This window comes from Comamonas sp. GCA5 (assembly GCF_036541385.1).
Lineage (GTDB): Bacteria > Pseudomonadota > Gammaproteobacteria > Burkholderiales > Burkholderiaceae_C > Comamonas > Comamonas aquatica.
The window spans coordinates 67,777-85,096 of sequence record NZ_JAZHFR010000004.1 but is presented as its reverse complement, the minus strand read 5'-3'; the positions used below and the strand labels follow the sequence as shown (position 1 = coordinate 85,096).

The 17,320-nt window shown below is 65.3% G+C and carries 18 protein-coding genes and 1 pseudogene; 7 read left to right on the top strand and 12 right to left on the bottom strand.

Going from position 1 to position 17,320, the window contains the following annotated elements; all coding sequences use genetic code 11:
• The 3 genes from SJH88_RS01975 to argC form a co-directional block, all read right to left on the bottom strand.
• Window positions 1-1,068, bottom strand: a 1,068-nt coding sequence (locus SJH88_RS01975) for an MgtC/SapB family protein (protein ID WP_274753475.1), incomplete at its 3' end; no start/stop codon positions are given.
• A gap of 87 nt (window positions 1,069-1,155) precedes the next feature.
• Complete coding sequence (gene yddG / locus SJH88_RS01970) at window positions 1,156-2,082, bottom strand: aromatic amino acid DMT transporter YddG (protein WP_274753474.1); 927 nt, start codon at window positions 2,080-2,082, stop codon at window positions 1,156-1,158.
• Between the two features lie 166 nt (window positions 2,083-2,248).
• The gene (gene argC / locus SJH88_RS01965) at window positions 2,249-3,181 is read right to left on the bottom strand and encodes an N-acetyl-gamma-glutamyl-phosphate reductase (protein WP_274753473.1); all 933 of its coding nucleotides are present in this window, start codon (window positions 3,179-3,181) and stop codon (window positions 2,249-2,251) included.
• 320 nt (window positions 3,182-3,501) lie between these two features.
• Here argC and sucC point away from each other — a divergent pair, with 320 nt between their 5' ends.
• The 4 genes from sucC (at window position 3,502) to SJH88_RS01945 (ending at window position 7,601) form a co-directional block, all read left to right on the top strand.
• Window positions 3,502-4,662, top strand: coding sequence for an ADP-forming succinate--CoA ligase subunit beta (gene sucC / locus SJH88_RS01960; RefSeq protein WP_274753472.1), 1,161 nt, complete (start codon window positions 3,502-3,504; stop codon window positions 4,660-4,662).
• Window positions 4,663-4,682: 20 nt separating this feature from the next.
• Window positions 4,683-5,582 carry a succinate--CoA ligase subunit alpha gene (sucD, locus tag SJH88_RS01955; RefSeq protein WP_042415991.1) on the top strand — a complete coding sequence of 300 codons (900 nt, stop codon included), beginning with the start codon at window positions 4,683-4,685 and terminating at the stop codon, window positions 5,580-5,582.
• Between the two features lie 328 nt (window positions 5,583-5,910).
• Window positions 5,911-6,594 (top strand): TerC family protein, encoded by a 684-nt coding sequence (locus SJH88_RS01950; RefSeq protein WP_274753471.1) that lies wholly within the window; start codon window positions 5,911-5,913, stop codon window positions 6,592-6,594.
• A gap of 407 nt (window positions 6,595-7,001) precedes the next feature.
• Complete coding sequence (locus tag SJH88_RS01945) at window positions 7,002-7,601, top strand: pilin (protein WP_331698752.1); 600 nt, start codon at window positions 7,002-7,004, stop codon at window positions 7,599-7,601.
• A 59-nt stretch (window positions 7,602-7,660) separates the two neighbouring features.
• Here SJH88_RS01945 and moaC read toward each other — a convergent pair whose 3' ends face one another.
• Entirely contained in the window at window positions 7,661-8,158 is a 498-nt protein-coding gene (gene moaC / locus SJH88_RS01940; protein ID WP_274753470.1) for a cyclic pyranopterin monophosphate synthase MoaC, read from the bottom strand.
• Window positions 8,159-8,393: 235 nt separating this feature from the next.
• On the opposite strand from moaC, the gene SJH88_RS01935 reads away from it, so the two are divergent.
• Window positions 8,394-9,938, top strand: coding sequence for a M48 family metalloprotease (locus SJH88_RS01935; protein ID WP_274753469.1), 1,545 nt, complete (start codon window positions 8,394-8,396; stop codon window positions 9,936-9,938).
• Here SJH88_RS01935 and SJH88_RS01930 read toward each other — a convergent pair.
• The 3 genes and pseudogenes from SJH88_RS01930 to SJH88_RS01920 all read right to left on the bottom strand — a co-directional run bounded on the left by SJH88_RS01930 (window position 9,909) and on the right by SJH88_RS01920 (window position 11,814).
• Window positions 9,909-10,259: a phage holin family protein gene (locus SJH88_RS01930; RefSeq protein ID WP_043378824.1), complete on the bottom strand. Its 351-nt coding sequence runs from the start codon at window positions 10,257-10,259 to the stop codon at window positions 9,909-9,911. The two genes, SJH88_RS01935 and SJH88_RS01930, sit on opposite strands and share 30 nt — an antisense overlap.
• A gap of 186 nt (window positions 10,260-10,445) precedes the next feature.
• Window positions 10,446-10,901: a hypothetical protein gene (locus SJH88_RS01925; protein WP_274753468.1), complete on the bottom strand. Its 456-nt coding sequence runs from the start codon at window positions 10,899-10,901 to the stop codon at window positions 10,446-10,448.
• A gap of 146 nt (window positions 10,902-11,047) precedes the next feature.
• Window positions 11,048-11,814 (bottom strand): annotated as a pseudogene (locus SJH88_RS01920) (TerC family protein).
• 386 nt (window positions 11,815-12,200) lie between these two features.
• Between SJH88_RS01920 and SJH88_RS01915 the strand changes: the two are divergent.
• Complete coding sequence (locus SJH88_RS01915) at window positions 12,201-12,614, top strand: DUF3717 domain-containing protein (RefSeq protein WP_274753479.1); 414 nt, start codon at window positions 12,201-12,203, stop codon at window positions 12,612-12,614.
• A gap of 102 nt (window positions 12,615-12,716) precedes the next feature.
• Here the strand turns inward: SJH88_RS01915 and SJH88_RS01910 are convergent, their stop codons facing one another.
• The 5 genes from SJH88_RS01910 to def all read right to left on the bottom strand — a co-directional run bounded on the left by SJH88_RS01910 (window position 12,717) and on the right by def (window position 15,949).
• Window positions 12,717-13,061: an AzlD domain-containing protein gene (locus tag SJH88_RS01910; RefSeq protein WP_274753467.1), complete on the bottom strand. Its 345-nt coding sequence runs from the start codon at window positions 13,059-13,061 to the stop codon at window positions 12,717-12,719.
• Window positions 13,058-13,888, bottom strand: a complete 831-nt coding sequence (locus SJH88_RS01905; protein ID WP_274753466.1) for an AzlC family ABC transporter permease — start codon at window positions 13,886-13,888, stop codon at window positions 13,058-13,060. Before SJH88_RS01905 ends, SJH88_RS01910 begins: the two co-directional genes overlap by 4 nt.
• Window positions 13,889-13,890: 2 nt before the next feature.
• A complete protein-coding gene (fmt, locus tag SJH88_RS01900; RefSeq protein WP_042418628.1) occupies window positions 13,891-14,859 on the bottom strand; it encodes a methionyl-tRNA formyltransferase in 969 nt (322 codons plus the stop codon).
• 71 nt (window positions 14,860-14,930) lie between these two features.
• On the bottom strand, window positions 14,931-15,440 hold the full coding sequence (locus SJH88_RS01895; RefSeq protein ID WP_274753465.1) for a hypothetical protein: 510 nt from the start codon (window positions 15,438-15,440) through the stop codon (window positions 14,931-14,933).
• Window positions 15,440-15,949 carry a peptide deformylase gene (def, locus tag SJH88_RS01890; RefSeq protein ID WP_274753464.1) on the bottom strand — a complete coding sequence of 170 codons (510 nt, stop codon included), beginning with the start codon at window positions 15,947-15,949 and terminating at the stop codon, window positions 15,440-15,442. Before def ends, SJH88_RS01895 begins: the two co-directional genes overlap by 1 nt.
• 160 nt (window positions 15,950-16,109) lie before the next feature.
• On the opposite strand from def, the gene SJH88_RS01885 reads away from it, so the two are divergent.
• Entirely contained in the window at window positions 16,110-17,300 is a 1,191-nt protein-coding gene (locus SJH88_RS01885; RefSeq protein WP_274753463.1) for a LysM peptidoglycan-binding domain-containing protein, read from the top strand.
• Window positions 17,301-17,320: the final 20 nt, after the last annotated feature.

Here is a 17,320-nt window from a genome sequence, read left to right as displayed (position 1 = left end):
GCATGCCGCCCTTGGCCACCAGCTGGGCCACGCCCGCGCCGCGGCCTGCACCTCCGCCAGCGCCACCATGGCCGCGGCAGCCAGGGCCCCGGTGTGGCCGAACAGTTGCTCCAGCCACGCCGCCAGCAAGGAGACGCCGGCGATCAAGCCGGCAATCAGCAAGGCATGCGAGAGCTTGAAGGCCCGGTCTTCCTGCGGGGCCTGCACCGCCGGCGCCGTCACCCCGCCCAGCCACCACAGCGCGGCAATCGCCGCCAGCAAGCCCAGCACGGCTGCCACCCAGCTCCACAGCGTGGCCTGCAGCAGGCTGGGCGACACCGCCGCCACCACCGCCACGAACAGCAGCAGCGAGGCCAGGTTGGCCAGCAGCGCCGCCGCCGCGCTGGGCACGACCAGGGCGGCATCGGCACGCGCCTGCTGCCCCAGGCTGCTGACCGCGGCGGTGGACGAGGCAAAGCCCGAGAAGAAGCCGGCGATGGCCAGCCCCCAGCGCGCACCCAGGATGCGCTGCGCGAAATGGCCGAACACCCCCACCGCCATCACCAGCACCACGATGCGCCAGACCAGCATGGGGCGGATGGCGCCCCAGGGGTCAATCGGCTCGCGCGGCAGCAGCGGCATCACCACCAGGGCCGCCGCACCCAGCAGCAGGGCATCCTGGATTTCCCGCTCACTGATCCATTCGCGGCTGATCTTTTGCAGCGGCGCCTTGGCCTGCAGCAGGATGGCCACCAGCACCCCCAGGGCGCCGGACAGTGCCGCCTCGTGCGCGGCCAGGGCGCCCAGCACGGCCGCCAGCAGTAGGGCCACCTCGCCGGTGAGCCCGGGGTCCTCGTGGGCCGACTGCAGGTAGGCGGCCAGGGTCAGCGCCGCCAGCGCCAGCAGCGCCGCGATGAACACCCAGGGCCCCAGCAGCCAGGTGATGCAGCCCAGCAAGGCCACCAGCGCGTGCGTGCGCGTACCGGCCGGCAGCAGGTGGGGGGGCTGGGTGCGCTCGCGCACCACACCGATCATGAGCCCGACGCCCAGGGCGGTCAGCAGGGCCAGGCTGGTGGCATTCCAATCCATAAACCAGGGGGTCCAAAGCAAGGGAAGAAGGAGCCCGCAGCTTAGAGCAGCGCAGGCCGCCGGGCAAACGACCGGGGCTGCGCTGGATCAACGCCCGCGCGTGGCGCCCCAGCAGACCAGGGAGCCCAGCGTGACCAGCACCACGCCCTGCCAGAACGGCAGCCCAGGCCGCACCGCCAGCCAGACGCTGGCCCACAGCGCGGACAGCACCGGCGTGAAGTACGAGCCCGCGGCCAGCACCGCCAGGTTGCCGCGCTGGATGCCATGCTCCCAGCAGCTGTAGGCCAGGGCCGTGCAGCCGCCCACGGCCAGCACCTGGGCGGCGACGCCCCAGCTCCACTGCATGGGCACGGTCGGCAGGGCCAGCCACTGCGCCCACAGCAGGCCGGAGGTGAACAGCAGGAACAGCCCGACCCCATTGAAGCCGCCGCCATGCACGCGCGACAGCACCGAGTACGCGGGCCACATCAGCGCCGCGCCAAAGGCCAGGGCATAGGCCAGGGGGTTGGCCGCCATGTGCGCCGCCAGGCTCTGCCAGCCAGGGGCATCGCCCGCCGGGGCGCCATCGCCCATCACCAGGCCCAGTCCCCACAGGCACAGCGCGGCGCCAGGCCACAGCCACCAGCGGGCGGCCTGCTGGCGGGACAGCACGGCCAGCACGATGGTCAGGCTGGGCCAGAGGTAGTTGATCATGCCCAACTCCATGGCCTGCTGGCGGCCGTGCGCCAGGCCGATGGCCACGGACAGACTGATCTCGTAGCAGGCGAACAGCAGGCCGCAGGCCACCAGGTACACGCGCGAGACGCTGCGCAACTGGGCGCGCGTGGGCAGACCGCGGACCAGCAGCACGAAGGCGGTGCTGACGCTGAACAGCACGGCCGCGCCGCCCAGGGCGCCCAGGGCTTCGGACACCGAGCGCATCAGGCCGACGGTGCCGCTCCAGCACAACACGGCCACCAGGCCGATCAGGGTGGCACGGCGGATTTCGGCAGAACGGGCAGACGGTGCAGACATGGATGAATCAATAAAAGGAGCAGCTTGCGCTGTTTCATCAAGGGCTTCAGGTCGATAACTACCTGCAACCCTTGCCAGTGCTGCGCCAGCCGCTATACAGATGCCAAGGCACCGGGTGCAAAAAAGCGGCCCGCAGGCCGCTGGTGTGCAGGGCACAACGACCCGCTCAGAGCCCCAGCATCAGCTGCAGGTTCTGCACGGCCGCGCCGCTGGCGCCCTTGCCCAGGTTGTCCAGGCGGGCAATCAGCACGGCCTGGCGGTACTGCTCGTTGGCGAACACGCGCAGCTCCAGCTGGTTGGTGCCCGCCAGGGTGTCGGCGGCCAGCTTGTTGTCCTCCGTGGGCGGCAGCACCTTGACCCACTGCGCGGGCGCATTGGTCTGGGCGTAGTGGCTGGCCAGGGCATCGTGCAGGTCGGCGGCCTTGGGCGCGCCGGGCAGCAGGTCCAGGTGCAGAGGCAACTGCACCAGCATGCCCTGCGCGTAGTTGCCCACGGCGGGGATGAACACGGGGCGACGGGTCAGGCCGGTGTACTCCAGGATTTCGGGGATGTGCTTGTGCGACAGGCCCAGGGCGTAGGCTTCGTAGGGCGCGGCGCCGCCCGCCTCATAGGCCTCGATCATGCTGCGGCCACCGCCGCTGTAGCCGGACACGGAGGGCAGGCTCAGGCCGTAGTCGGCCGGGATCAGGCCCGCGTCCACCAGCGGGCGCAGCAGCGCGATCGCGCCCGTGGCGTAGCAGCCGGGGTTGGACACGCGGGTGGCCGTCTTCACGGCGTCCAGCTGGCCGGCGCACAGCTCGGGGAAGCCATAGACCCAGCCCGGCGCCACGCGGTGCGCGGTCGATGCATCGATGATCTTGATGGCACGACCGGTCTCGGCGGTGATGCCGTCCACCATGGCCGCCGTCTCGCGCGCGGCATCGTCGTGCAGGCACAGGATCACCAGATCCACGCCGGCGATCAGCGCGCGCTTGGCGGCAGGGTCCTTGCGCAGCTCGGGCGCAATGCTGACCAGCTCCACACTAGCCATACCCTGCAAGCGGTCACGAATCTGCAGACCCGTGGTGCCGGCTTCGCCATCAATAAAGACTTTGGACATCTCAACGCTCCCGCGCCCTCTGGCGCATATCTGTGTCTGGGCCACATGCCGCGGCGCCATCTGCTGAAAAACGCCGATTGTCCACTGCATTCGCGGTGTGCGCGCACTCATCGGCAAATGGCGCGCAATTGCGCTAGGCGCACAGGTTTTCTACGTATTAACCTACGTACATAAATACGTAGATCACGCTTGACAAAGCACTTTTTGGTTGCACTGCACCATGGTACATTCTTCGATTGCCATGTCATACGAGCCCGGCTCCGCATGTTTAGGCAGCAGGAAAACGGGCATTTCCCCTCCGTTTCAGAGAGACAAAACTCATGAAGATTCATGAATACCAAGGCAAGGAAATCTTGCGTCAATTCGGCGTGCCAGTCCCCCGTGGCATTCCGGCATTCACCGTCCAGGAAGCTGTAGAGGCAGCGCAAAAGCTTGGCGGCCCCGTGTGGGTGGTGAAGGCGCAGATCCATGCCGGCGGCCGCGGTAAAGGCGGCGGCGTCAAGGTGGCCAAGTCCATCGAAGATGTGCAAAAGCTGGCCCAGCAAATCCTCGGCATGCAGCTGATCACGCACCAGACCGGCCCCGAAGGCCAGAAGGTGCGTCGCCTGTACATCGAAGATGGCGCCGACATCAAGAACGAACTGTATGTGTCGCTGGTCACCGACCGCGCGACCCAGAAGGTGGCCCTGATCGCTTCCAGCGAAGGCGGCATGGACATCGAGGAAGTGGCCCACTCCACCCCCGAAAAGATCATCACCGAGATGATCGACCCCCTGACCGGCATCACCGAAGCGCAATCGCGCAAGGTGGCAGCTGCCATCGGTCTGGAAGGCAAGTCCATCGACCAAGCCGTAGACATCTTCGCCAAGATCTACAAGTGCTACATGGACACCGACGCGTCGCTGGTGGAAATCAACCCCCTGAACTGCGACTCCAAGGGCGACCTGATGGCCCTGGACGCCAAGTTCAACTTCGACCCCAACGCGCTGTTCCGTCACCCTGAAATCGTGGCCTTCCGCGATCTGGACGAAGAAGACGCTGCCGAAATCGAAGCCTCCAAGTTCGACCTGGCCTACATCTCCCTGGAAGGCAACATCGGCTGCCTGGTGAACGGTGCCGGTCTGGCCATGGCCACCATGGACACCATCAAGCTGTTCGGCGGCGAGCCCGCCAACTTCCTGGACGTGGGCGGTGGCGCCACGGCCGAGAAGGTCACCGAAGCCTTCAAGATCATGCTCAAGAACCCTGAAGTCAAGGGCATCTTGGTCAACATCTTCGGCGGCATCATGAAGTGCGACACCATCGCCAACGGCGTGGTCACCGCCTGCAAGGCCGTGAACCTGAGCGTGCCACTGGTCGTGCGCATGAAGGGCACCAATGAACAGCTGGGCAAGCAGATCCTGGCTGATTCCGGTCTGCCCATCATCTCGGCCGACACCATGGCCGAAGCCGCCACCAAGATCGTTGCCGCCGTCAAGTAAACGCCCCCGGAGATAAAAACATGTCGATCTTTATCAACAAAGACACCAAGGTCATCACCCAGGGCATTACCGGCAAGACCGGTCAGTTCCACACCGAAAAGTGCCAGGAATACGCGAACGGCAAGAACTGCTTCGTGGCCGGTGTGAACCCCAAGAAGGCCGGCGAGCGCATTTTTGACATCCCGATCTTCGGCTCCGTCAAGGACGCTGCCAAGGAAACCGGCGCCACCGTGTCCGTGATCTACGTGCCCCCAGCAGGCGCTGCCGCTGCCATCTGGGAAGCCGTTGAAGCCGACCTGGACCTGGCCATCTGCATCACCGAAGGCATCCCTGTGCGCGACATGCTGGAAGTGCGCAACAAGATGAAGGCCAAGGAAGCCGCCGGCGGCAAGAAGACCCTGCTGCTGGGCCCCAACTGCCCCGGCCTGATCACGCCCGACGAAATCAAGATCGGCATCATGCCCGGTCACATCCACAAGAAGGGCCGCATCGGCGTGGTCTCGCGCTCAGGCACGCTGACCTACGAAGCCGTGGCCCAGCTGACCGAACTGGGCATTGGCCAGTCGTCGGCCGTCGGCATCGGTGGCGACCCCATCAACGGCCTGAAGCACATCGACGTGATGCGCGCCTTCAACGACGATCCTGACACCGACGCTGTGATCATGATCGGCGAAATCGGCGGCCCCGACGAAGCCGAAGCCGCCATGTGGTGCAAGGCCAATATGAAGAAGCCCGTGGTCGGCTTCATCGCTGGCGTGACCGCCCCTCCCGGCAAGCGCATGGGCCACGCTGGTGCGCTGATCTCTGGCGGTGCCGACACGGCCGACGCCAAGCTGGCCATCATGGAGGAGTGCGGTTTCACCATCACCCGCAATCCTTCCGAAATGGGCCGCCTGCTGCAAGGCCTGCTGAAGAAGTAAGCCACAGCGCACCCTGCTGACCCCCAGCCGCCCCGATCCTGTCGGGGCGGCTTTTTTTGTGCGGTCCGCAGGCCACCAAGGTGCTCTGGCCGTATCTTGCCCTGCAGGAAATGCTGATCGCGGCCGGCACACACTGGCCTGGCTGCACGCCCACAGCGTGCTGAAGGCGCGTGATGCCCCCATGGATTTGGCGATACCCCCGCGCCTGTGGTTACGCAAAACTACGCACGCCACGCCCCCCACCCGGGCGTAAACTGCCCACTTCCAACAAGAAACGCCGGTCTGCGCACGCAGGCTGGCGTTTTCAATTCATAACAGTGGAGTAAAAATGGAGTTTCTCAATAGCGCCGACTTCTGGATCGGCCTGGTGAAGATCGTCTGGATCAACATCATCCTCTCCGGCGACAACGCCGTCGTCATCGCCCTGGCTGCCCGCTCGCTGCCTCCCGCCCAACAGAAGAAAGCCATCATGTTCGGCTCCGGCGCCGCCGTGGTGCTGCGCATCGTGCTGACCATCGTGGCCGCCAAGCTGCTGGAGCTGTCGTTCCTGCAGGTCATCGGCGGCGTGCTGCTGCTGTGGATCGGCTACCAGCTGCTGACCGGCGATGAAGACGAAGAAGGCGAAGCCAAGGGCCATGGCTCCATGGTGGCCGCCATCCGTACCATCCTGATCGCCGACTTGGTCATGAGCCTGGACAACGTGATCGCCGTCGCCGCCACCGCCCAGGGCAACATGGTGCTGCTGGTCCTCGGCCTGGCCATTTCCATCCCGTTGGTGATCTTCGGCTCCACCCTGATGATCAAGCTGATGGAACGCTTCCCCGTGATCATCACCCTGGGCGCCGCCCTGATCGGCTGGGTCGGCGGCGAGACCATCGTCAACGACAACCTGCTGCACGGCTACGCCCTGGCCCACCCCTGGCTGCATTACGTCGCCGCCGCCGCCGGCGCACTGCTGGTCGTCGCCGTGGGCAAGTGGATGCCAACCCGCCAAAGCGGCCAAGCCGCCTGAGTGCCCATCCGACCCCTGCACACCGCCAAGCGCCTTCGGGCGCTTTTTTCATGGATGCGTGCTACGTACGCGCCGGCGATGGCGCCATCTCCCAGGCAGCAGCAGCCTCTGAATGACTCAAAAACAGAAGCTGGCTCCGCTTACGCCAAAAGCAATGCGATGTGATTTGCGCTTTGAAAGCTTGGCCCACTTGCGCAGGCAACTATGTTTTCAATAGCTGCACGATCACATGACAAAAACGTCACCACCCAGACGACCACGCCCTTGAAAAGTGACATTTCTCGTCGAATTGCAAGCAATCTTTGCAAAACAGCGGCCAACCCCCCATTTCTCGGCCACCGCTTGCTGGCACGCCATTTGCAACAAGACCTGCGGATTCCATTTTTTCTCACTCCAAGGAGCTTTTCATGAAGCGTACGATGCAACAGGGTTTCACCCTGATCGAACTGATGATCGTGGTGGCGATCATCGGTATTTTGGCGGCCGTGGCGCTGCCTGCTTACCAAAGCTACACGCAGAAAGCTCGCTTTTCTGAAGTAGTTTTGCAAGGCTCGTCATGCCGTGCTGACGTAGCTGCCAAATATCAAACATCGATGGATCCTCTATCTGCAACAAATCCAGGCCCAGGTGGCTGGGGTTGCGAAAAAGCGCCTGGAACACCAGCAGCTGCTGGAGATCCATCGCCAGCAGTGGCAGGCAAGTACGTCACAGAGATCGCAACAAATGACGTTGGTGCCGTACGCCTGAGCATCCAGGATGTGAAGGATGAACTTGGCGGCCTGCCTGATGGCGAATTCTTGTACTTCATTCCAACCCTGACTGATGGCACAGCAATTACAACAGCTGCTCTCACTGCGGCTGGCGACGCTAACTTGGCAGGAAAGCAGGTCGGTGGCATGAAATGCTTCGCCGCCAGCACTGCAAGTCCACAGTTGAAGAAACTGCTTCCTGGCAGCTGCAGTATTGGAACATTGCCTGCTATGGGCACCACATGGGCAAGCAATTAAAGCTTGGCTTGATATAAAAAAAGAGCGCTACCAGCGCTCTTTTTTATTGATTCGTCTAATCAAGCCTTACCCATAAGATCTGACTTCCCTCCCCGCTTCTCCAGCACCTTGACCCCCTCCATCACCATTCCCTTGTCCACCGCCTTGCACATGTCGTAAATCGTGAGCAAGGCGATCTGGACGGCCGTCAAGGCTTCCATCTCCACGCCGGTCTGGCCGTGGGTTTCCACGGTGGCGGTACAGCGCACGGCGTTCGCATCGGCCAGCAGTTCAAAATCCACCGCCACGCGGGTCAGGGCCAGGGGGTGGCACAGCGGGATGAGGTTGCTGGTCTGCTTGGCGGCCATGATGCCGGCAATCCGGGCGATGCCCAGCACATCCCCTTTCTTGGCGGTGCCGCTCTGGATGATGGCCAAGGTGGCGGGCTGCATCACGATGCGCCCTTCGGCCACGGCAATGCGGTGGGTCGTGCTTTTTCCGCCCACGTCCACCATGTGTGCCTGGCCATGGGCATCAAAGTGGGTCAGGCCTTGGTTGGGGTGCTGGTCGGTGTTCATCTTTCGGAGTGGTCCAGGGTTCAGAAAAACCATCCTCACGCGGGAGCGACGCCTACAGGCAGGCGCTGAAGGCGAGGAAGGATCTTGGGTGCCAACGCATCGCCATGCCTGCACCGCGCAGGAAGTCCACGCGCGCCCATGCCGGATTGGCATGTAAAGCTGGGAACGGTGGCGCAATGCAGGCATCATAAGAGTCTGTCCTCGCCTCAGACGGCCTTGTGCCTTTACATCGCCAATGACACCTTCGTTTTCTCGCCGGGCAACGCCTGCCCTGCGCCATGCCCTGCTGGTGCTGGCCCTTGCCACCCCTTTGCTGCACTTTCCCGCAGCGTACGCCCAATTGGCGCTCCCCAACATGGGCGATGGCGCCGACATCACCACCAGCGAGGAGCGTCGCCTGGGCGATCGCATCATTCGCTCGCTGTACCGTGACCCGGACTACATCGACGACCTCCAGCTGCACGCCTATGTGATGGACATCTGGCTGCCCCTGGTACAGGCCTCCAAAGACCGCGGCGACATGTCGCAGGAGCTGCAGGAGCGCTTTGCCTGGCAGGTCTTGCTGGGCCGGGACAAAAGCATCAACGCCTTTGCGCTGCCCGGCGGCTACCTGGGGGTGCACCTGGGCTTGATTGGCGCCGTAACCAGCCGCGATGAACTGGCCTCGGTCATGGCACACGAGTTGACGCACGTCACCCAGCGCCACATTGCACGCATGATCGGCGAGGAAAAGAAGAGCACGCCCCTGTTGATTGCCGGCATGATCCTGGGCGCCCTGGCCGCCAGCAAAAGCCCCGACGCGGCCAATGCGATGATCGTCGGCGGCCAGGCGGCCGCCATCCAGAACCAGTTGGGCTTCTCCCGCGACATGGAGCGCGAGGCCGACCGCATTGGCTCCAGCCTGCTGGCACCTGCCGGATTTGCCCCCCAGGGGGCTGTCAGCATGTTCGAGAAGCTGCAGCACGCCAGCCGCCTGAACGACAACGGCAGCTGGCCCTATCTGCGCAGCCACCCCCTGACCACCGAGCGCATTGCCGACATGCAGGCGCGCATCCCGCACGGCCAGCAGCAGGCGGCGCAGCCGACCATGGAACACGCCATGATGGCGGCGCGCGCACGGGTGCTCAGCCGCCCGGGCACGGACAAGCTGCGCCAATGGAGCCGCCAGCCCCAGATGCCGGAATTCACCCAGCTGTCGGCGATTGACCAAGCCGGACAGCTGTACGCGGCGGCCCTGAGCCAGATCCAGCTCAAAAACTGGGAGTCCGCGCGCCAGGCCTGGGCCCAGCTGAGTCGCCATGCGCAAGCCCAGGGTGACCGTGCGGCGCAGCAACAGGTGCGATGGCTGGGTGCCGAGCTGGAACTGGCCGCACAGCAGCCCCAGGCGGCCCTGCACGCCCTGGGTGATACCAACCTGCGGGGCGATGTGCCACGCCCTCAACTGCTGCTGGCCGGCCAGGCATTACTGGCCACCGGGCAGGCCCAGCCCGTGGCGGAACGCCTGCAGACCTGGGTGGTCACACACCCGCACGATGCCGCAGCCTGGCGCCTGCTGTCGCAGGCCTGGCAGGCGCAGCACCAGACGCTGCGCGCCATCCGTGCGGAAGCCGAAGCCCATGCGGCGCATTACGACTACGCGGCGGCCGTGGACCGCTTCAAGGCCGGCCAGGATGCCGCACGGCGCAGCCAGGGCGCCGCCGACTACATCGAGGTCTCGATCATCGACACGCGCCTGCGTGCCGTGGAAGCCTTATTGCGGGAACAGGCGCGCGAGAAGTGAGTCGATGGCCATGCCCAGCAGGGAGTAGAGAATCGCCCCCCAGACAGCAGCCCAGAAGCCTGCCACGTGCAGCCCGCCCAGCAAGCCCGAGGCCGCCCACAGCATCAGCCCGTTGATGACGAAGAGGAACAGGCCCACGGTCAGCAAGGTCACCGGCAAGGTCAGCAACACCAGCAAGGGCCGCACCAGGGTGTTCAGCAGGCTGATCACCACCACGGCCCACAGGGCGGAGGCATAGCTTTCCACTTGCACGCCACTGAACACCGCTGCCACCAGGAGCAGGGCCCCGGCATTCAACAACCATTTGAGCAAGAGTTTCATGCGCCACAGCATAGCAGCATGGTGCGCGCACAAGGCCTGGACCCTGGGCATGCGCCCACCACCCCGCGCAGGTGTTGGCGCGCGATCCCAGGCCCCAAGCGGCCGCTTTGACGGTGCTCGGCCCGGCGACAAAAAAGCCCGGCGATGCCGTCACGGCATCCCGGGCCAGAAACTGGGCACAGGGGCTTAAGCCGCCAGTGTCTCGCCGATCAGCACGCTCCACAGCGCGCCAATGCCGGCCAGGGTGCCGGCCAGTTTGCGCAGCATCGGCGCCTCGGCCTTGGGGGCGGCCACTTCCAGCTTGGGACGGCGCAGGTCCACCACCTGTGCGGCCGTGCCATGCTCGGCTTGCAGCTGGGCCAGCACGTCCGGCAGCGGTCCACGCGCCAGCATCGTGCTGACCTGCAGGCCACCACCCTGGGCCAGCGCGGGCGCACAGGCTTCGAACAGCTTGTCGGCCCACTTGTTGCGCCAGTTCTCGCGCGCGCGGTTGCTGACAAAGCGGCTGACGCGGTGCGTGATGCGGGGCGCGCATGCCACCAGCACGCAGTGGCGGCGGTCCGCACCCGGTGCCTGGGCCATGGTCTGCAGCAATGGTTTGGCGTACTCTGCGTCATCTACGTAGACGATGATGGTGTCCATGCACCCCTCCTTGGTGACTTCGTCAAGAAAAAACAACCCTGCTGTGACTCACAAATGGGCCTGAGGTTCCATTTGCCGCCACCAGCAGGGCTGCGGGGGATCAGCCCAGCAGCCCGCACGCTGGGGCTGCCGGCCGATCACAGGGCTTAGTGGGCCGCTTCAGACTTCTTCTGCTTGGCCGCCACCATCTTGCCGATGGCCAGCACCAGCAGTGCACCACCACGTGGGCCACCCAGTAGATGGGCATGGACGCGTTGAACACGGCCATCTTGGTTTCAGCGTTGTAGTCCAGCAGCTTGGGCGCCCAGGTCCACTGGTCGGGGTTCACGAACAGCGGGTCGGTCACCAGCATGCCACCGGCAATCCAGCCCAGCAGCATGCCGCCGGCGACGATGATCAGAGGGTAACGTTCCATCAGCTTGATGACCAGCTGCGAACCCCACACGATGATCGGGATGGAGATCAGCAGACCCAGGATGATCAGCAACAGCTGGTGCTCGCCCGAACTCTGGGCTGCGCCGGCGATGGCGATCACGTTGTCCACGGACATCACCAGGTCGGCCACGATGATGGTCTTGATGGCGGCGAACAGCTTGTCGCTGCCTTCAATGTTGTCGTGGCTTTCCTCTTCGGGGGCAATCAGCTTCATACCGATCCACACCAGCAGCAGCGCGCCGACGATCTTCAGGAACGGCAGCTGCAGCAGCACCATGGCGAACGCGATCAGGATGACGCGCAGCACGATGGCACCGGCCGTGCCATAGATGATGCCCTTGCGGCGCTGCTCAGCCGGCAACTTGCGGCAGGCCAGCGCGATCACGACCGCGTTGTCGCCACCCAGCAGGATGTCGATGATGATGATTTGCCCCAGCGCAATCCAGAAAGGGGCATGGGTCAGGAAATCCAAATCCATATAAAACCTCTGTAGAAGACCGCACGAGCGCAAGCGCCATGCGGCAGTTGTTACGCATGGCTCACCAAAGAGAAGCGGGAGTCACCCCGGCGGAATGCCCGGGCACTGTGGGAGCTTCTTGGGAGACCACATGTAGTCAGTCGCCCAAAGGTCTTGCCCGCAAGTTCCCGCAGAACCTTGCCTGACAAGCCGGAAGCCATAAGCTTCGTACTGACGACCTGTCAATCTGCCGGGGGGCGGCTGAATTGCGCCACCCAGCAGGGAGCTACTCCCCTTTGAAGCCCGCAATTTAAACACAAGTCAAAGTCCTGTGGGCACAAATGTGCATGTGGATTTTGCGGATGCCGCCAGCGGACGGCCTGTGCATGGCGTACGCTGTCGCCGTCATGGAAAGCATTCACATCACGGATCTGGAAGCCGCCATCAATTACTGGCGCGATCGCAGCCCTGCGGGCACCGGCTCGGCACTGGCGCCGGCCACCACCCACCTGGCCGAGGTGTATGCCGGCATGATTTGCGCCAAAACCACAGCGATTGCCATTGAGGACCTGCCCGACGCCGCGCTGCAGGCCTGGCTGGCCTGGTACGACACGCAACCCGACACGCCCTGCATCGCGATCTGCTCGACCAGCCAGGGCGACGACCAGTGCAAGGGCTGTGGCCGCAGCTTTGCCGAGGTGCAGCTGTGGCCCGGGCTGAGCCCGTACGCCAAGCGCGCCGTGTGGCGGCGCATCACCGACGAAGGCCAGGCCTGGCGCTTCACGCGCTATGCCGAGCGTGCCGTCGAGGTGCGGTCTTAAAAGGTATAGCTGCCTGCGCTCGCCCTGCAGTCATTTGCAAGGCTTTCAACATCGAAACGATGGATGGACGCGCGCTGACAGCTCTTTTTTTAAAAGCGACGGCTACCAGCCCCAGCCAATGTGCAGCGGCAGGTACACGGCCATGCCGATCACGATGGTGCCCAGGATGCCGCGCTGCCACCAGAAGTAGGCGGTGGCGCACAGCGCGGCCGGCAGGCGGGCATCGGCCAGGCTGGTGATGAGGGCGCCCTGCTGCATCACCAGCTCGGGCGCGATCACCGCCGCCAGCGCCGCCAGTGGCGCGTACTTGAGCCCGCGCTTGAACCATTCGGGCATGGGCACTTCGCGCTCGGGAATCATGAAGAAGGCGCGCGTGACCAGGGTCACCAGCGCCAGGCCGACGGAGGCCACCCAGGGCTCCCAGCCCGTCATCACAGGGGTGCTCATCGCGGCTCCTTGGTGTCGGCATGCCCGGGCAAGGGCATGACCGGGTGCTTTTCGCCCCGGGCGGGGTCGGGCGGGCGGATGGCCGGCTGCGGGCGCAGGCGCTGGGCGCGGCGCTCGGCCGCCTCCATCAACAGCCCGGCCGTCACGGCCGCGGCAATCGCCACCAGGATGTTGAGCTTCAGTGGCAGCGCAAACGCCGCCACGGCCGCACCGCAGGCCACCACGCAGGCCATCCAGGTGGCCGCATCCTTGAGCATGGAGTACAGCACGCCCAGCAGCGCCAGCACGCCGGCAAAGCCCAGGCCCCACTCCAGCGGGATGGCGTGCGCCAGCAGGATGCCGGCAATCGAGGCGATCTGCCACGACAGCCAGTTGACCGTGGCCGCGCCCCAGAAGAAGGGCAGCTGTTCCGGCGTTTTCTCCGGGGTGCTGAACCGCTGGCTGAAGGCCACGAAGATCACGTCCCCGCTGAAATAGCCCAGCGCCAGGCGGTGCGGGCGGCGCAGGTGGCTGAAATAGTGGCGCCACATGCTGCTCAGGATGACGAAGCGCAGGTTCACGCAGATGGCTGTGAACCACACCACCCACAGCGGCGCGCCCACCACCATCAGCGGCAGCACCGCCAGCTGGGCGCTGCCGGCATAGACGATCAGCGACATGAAAAGCGCCAGCGGCACCGACATGCCACTCTTGACCATCGCCACACCCGTCACCAGGCCCCAGGCGGCAATCCCCAGCATGGTGGCCAGCACGGCCTGCACGCCCTGGCGATAGACCGGATCGCGCGCAATCCCCTGCGCGCGCTGTCTCATGGAATGCACCGACATGTTCAGGCGTCGGCAGGCTGGGTCAGCACCGCGCCCACGGGCAGCTCAAAGCCGCGCAGGAAATCCGCCGCCGGCAAGCGCTTGCCGCCCGCGCGCTGCAGTTGCGTCAGGCACAGCGCCCCCTGGCCACAGGCGACCACCACGCCATCGGCGTCCGCGGCCAGCACGGTGCCCGGCAGGGCCGAGCCGGCATAGGCCTGGGGCACGGCCGCCCACAGCTTGATGACCTCGTCGCCCGCTTGCGTGGCGCCCCCGGGGAAGGGGTTGAAGGCACGCAGGCGGCGGTCCAGTGCGTCGGCCGACAGGCGCCAGTCCATCCAGCTTTCGGCTTTCTCGATCTTGTGGGCATAGGTCACGCCCTCGGCCGGCTGGGGGGTGCGCGGCAGGCCGCCGCAGGCGCTCATCTCCAGCGCCTCGACGATCATGCGCCCCCCCAGGTCGGCCAGCTTGTCGTGCAGGCTGGCCGTGGTGTCGCTGGCGGTGATCGGCAGGCGCTCGATCAGGCACATGTCGCCGGTGTCCAGGCCGATGTCCATCTGCATGATGGTCACCCCGGTCTCGGCGTCGCCGGCCTCGATGGCGCGGTGGATGGGCGCCGCGCCGCGCCAGCGCGGCAGCAGTGAGGCGTGGATGTTCAGGCAGCCGCGCGGTGGCAGGTCCAGCACCCATTGCGGGAGGATCAGGCCATAGGCGGCCACCACCATCACATCGGCGCGGGCCTCCAGCAGGGCCTGGCGCGCGGCAGTGGCGTCCTCGGGGTATTTGCCGTCCAGGCGCAGACTCAGGGGCTGCGCCACCGGGATGCCGTGCGCCTGGGCGCACTGCTTGACGGGCGAGGCCTGCAGCTTCATGCCGCGGCCTGCGGGGCGATCGGGCTGGGTCAGCACCAGCGGGACCTCAAAACCTGCCTGCAGCAGGCGTTCCAGCGCCACCCGCGCAAAATCGGGCGTGCCAGCAAAAATCACTCTCATGCGTTCCATCCAAGGCAAAACTGCCAGTTGCCGCGCTGCCGGGCCGACCACCGGTGCCGCAGGCGGAGTCTTCAAGGGCGCGTATCGTCGTCCAGGCGCCGTTCGTCGGTGAACATCACACGGCGCACCACGCCCTGCGGATCGAGGAACACGTGCGCCTGGCGGTCGATGCCATTTTCGCGAATCCGGTAGGTCCAGATATCGCCTTTGAAGTTGGCGACACCCTCGACCAGCGCAGGGCGTCCGAAGAAATCCAGCACGCTCTGGCGGTCGTCCACCCCCACGCGCAAGCGCTGGAAATAGGCCTCCTGCAGCACCTGCTCCACGCGCAGCAGGCGCTGCTGCCCATCCATCACCATGTGGTAGACCTGCTGGCCCGCCGGCTGGAAGCTGTAGACCCAGCGCTCACTGCCGTCGGCCAGGGCCACCTTGACCTGCGGCGCCCCCATGCCCTGCGCAATCTGCGCGGCCGGTGTGCCGGGCTTTTGCCACTGCGGCACCATGCAGGCGGACAAGGCCATGCAGCCGGCCACCACCCACGCCCAGCGCCACCCTTGGGCCTGCCCTGGGCGCACCGCCATCAGTGGGCCGCCTGCTTCTGCATCTTGACCAGCTTGGTCTTGATGCGGTTGCGCTTGAGGGGCGACAGGTATTCCACGAACACCTTGCCCATCAGGTGGTCCATCTCGTGCTGGATGCAGATCGCCAGCAGGCCTTCGGCCTCGATCTCGCGGCTGTTGCCGTTTTCGTCCAGGGCCCTCACCTTGACGGCCGTGGAGCGCTCCACACCGTCGTAAATGCCGGGCACGGACAGACAGCCTTCCTCGCCCACCTGCTTTTCGTCACTGGCCCAAACCAGCTCCGGATTGATCAGCACCAGGGGCTGGTCGCGGTCCTGCGAGACATCGATGACGATCAGGCGCTCGTGGAAATCCACCTGCGTGGCCGCCAAGCCGATGCCGTTGGCGTCATACATGGTCTCAAACATGTCCTCGATCTGCTTGCGGATGCGCGCGTCCACCTGCTTCACAGGTTGGGCGACCTTGTGCAGGCGGGGATCGGGGAAGCAAAGAATCGGAAGTAAGGCCATGGCAAGTTCAGAAAATTTGTCGCTATTTTCGCCACTTTCACGAAATGACGCAGCCCCTGGGGCCGATATGCATTGCCCAATCAAGGCCTTGGAATGAGAATCTGCCAGGATGATTCGTTGCACAGCAGCCAAAAGCCTGCACCAAGGAGAGGGAAGAAACATGAAGGGAACTGCCACCACTTGGGTCTGGGCCATCGGTACCCTGCTTTGCGGTACCACGGCTGCGGCACAGGCCCAGCCCTCCTTTCCGGTCACCGCGGCGCAGCGCGCCACCGCCCAGCAAGTGGCGCAGCAAGGCGTGCCCCTGGCCGCGCTGAACCCCAACGCACCAGACAGCTACACCGTGCAGTCCGGCGACACGCTGTGGCGCATTGCCGGGCTGTACCTGCGCCAGCCCTGGCGCTGGCCGGAGCTGTGGGGCATGAACCTGCAGGCGATTGCCAACCCGCACCTGATCTACCCCGGCCAGGTGCTGTACCTGGAGAAATCCGGGGGCTATGCCCGCCTGAGCAGCACGCGCGGCACCGGCACCCCCACCGTGAAGCTGACTCCGCGCGTGCGCAGCGAGAGCCTGTCGGACCTGGCCCTGCCCACGCTGCAGATGCACCTGATCGAGCCGTTCCTGACCGAGCCCCTGGTCATCAATACCGACACGCTGCAGCGCGCGCCCCGCATCATCGCCGGCGACAACGAACGCATCATGCTCTCGCCCGGGGATCGGGCCTATGCGCGCGGCCCGGTCGATGCACCCCTGTTGCACAGCCCTGGCACGTCGCGCAGCTACCGCCTGTTCCGCCAAGCCACGCCCGTGCGCGACCCGATCACCAAGGAAATCCTGGGCTACGAGGCCCAGTACCTGGGCCAGGCCGAGCTGGAGCGCAGCGAAACCCCGGCCCCCCCGGCACCCGACAAGGCCCAGCGCAGCCCCACCCTGCCGGCCAGCGTGCACATCACCAGAATCAAGGAAGAAATCCTGGCCGGTGACCGCCTGCTGCCCGAGCCGCCTCGCCAGTACCTCAGCTTCGTCCCACACGCCCCCAAGGAGCCGGTGACCGCCCATGTGGCCTCGCTGTACAGCAGCACCGCCGTGCGCTACGGCACCCAGCACCAGGTGGTGGCCATCAACAAGGGCACCCAGGACGGGGTGGTTCCCGGCATGGTGCTGTCGCTGATGACCCAGGGCCAGACCATGGTCGACAAGACCGACCCGCAACGCGCCACCGTCAAGCTGCCCGACGAGGAGAACGGGCTGGCCATGGTGTTCCGCAGCTTCGACCGTGTGTCCTACGTCCTCATCATGGACATCCAGCACGGCGTTCAAATCGGTGATCGACTGATCTCTCCGCAGTGACGCCCATGGCCACCGCGCTT

What these genes read in the sequence shown, in the direction of transcription:
- SJH88_RS01885 (WP_274753463.1), top strand. Translation starts at nt 16,110, where the DNA reads ATGAAGGGAACTGCCACCACTTGGGTCTGGGCCATCGGTACCCTGCTT.
- SJH88_RS01910 (WP_274753467.1), bottom strand. Translation starts at nt 13,061, where the DNA reads ATGAGCACCCCTGTGATGACGGGCTGGGAGCCCTGGGTGGCCTCCGTC.
- SJH88_RS01925 (WP_274753468.1), bottom strand. Translation starts at nt 10,901, where the DNA reads ATGGACACCATCATCGTCTACGTAGATGACGCAGAGTACGCCAAACCA.
- fmt (WP_042418628.1), bottom strand. Translation starts at nt 14,859, where the DNA reads ATGAGAGTGATTTTTGCTGGCACGCCCGATTTTGCGCGGGTGGCGCTG.
- SJH88_RS01915 (WP_274753479.1), top strand. Translation starts at nt 12,201, where the DNA reads ATGGAAAGCATTCACATCACGGATCTGGAAGCCGCCATCAATTACTGG.
- SJH88_RS01930 (WP_043378824.1), bottom strand. Translation starts at nt 10,259, where the DNA reads ATGAAACTCTTGCTCAAATGGTTGTTGAATGCCGGGGCCCTGCTCCTG.
- sucD (WP_042415991.1), top strand. Translation starts at nt 4,683, where the DNA reads ATGTCGATCTTTATCAACAAAGACACCAAGGTCATCACCCAGGGCATT.
- SJH88_RS01905 (WP_274753466.1), bottom strand. Translation starts at nt 13,888, where the DNA reads ATGTCGGTGCATTCCATGAGACAGCGCGCGCAGGGGATTGCGCGCGAT.
- yddG (WP_274753474.1), bottom strand. Translation starts at nt 2,082, where the DNA reads ATGTCTGCACCGTCTGCCCGTTCTGCCGAAATCCGCCGTGCCACCCTG.
- argC (WP_274753473.1), bottom strand. Translation starts at nt 3,181, where the DNA reads ATGTCCAAAGTCTTTATTGATGGCGAAGCCGGCACCACGGGTCTGCAG.
- def (WP_274753464.1), bottom strand. Translation starts at nt 15,949, where the DNA reads ATGGCCTTACTTCCGATTCTTTGCTTCCCCGATCCCCGCCTGCACAAG.
- SJH88_RS01935 (WP_274753469.1), top strand. Translation starts at nt 8,394, where the DNA reads ATGACACCTTCGTTTTCTCGCCGGGCAACGCCTGCCCTGCGCCATGCC.
- moaC (WP_274753470.1), bottom strand. Translation starts at nt 8,158, where the DNA reads ATGAACACCGACCAGCACCCCAACCAAGGCCTGACCCACTTTGATGCC.
- SJH88_RS01895 (WP_274753465.1), bottom strand. Translation starts at nt 15,440, where the DNA reads ATGGCGGTGCGCCCAGGGCAGGCCCAAGGGTGGCGCTGGGCGTGGGTG.
- sucC (WP_274753472.1), top strand. Translation starts at nt 3,502, where the DNA reads ATGAAGATTCATGAATACCAAGGCAAGGAAATCTTGCGTCAATTCGGC.
- SJH88_RS01950 (WP_274753471.1), top strand. Translation starts at nt 5,911, where the DNA reads ATGGAGTTTCTCAATAGCGCCGACTTCTGGATCGGCCTGGTGAAGATC.
- SJH88_RS01945 (WP_331698752.1), top strand. Translation starts at nt 7,002, where the DNA reads ATGAAGCGTACGATGCAACAGGGTTTCACCCTGATCGAACTGATGATC.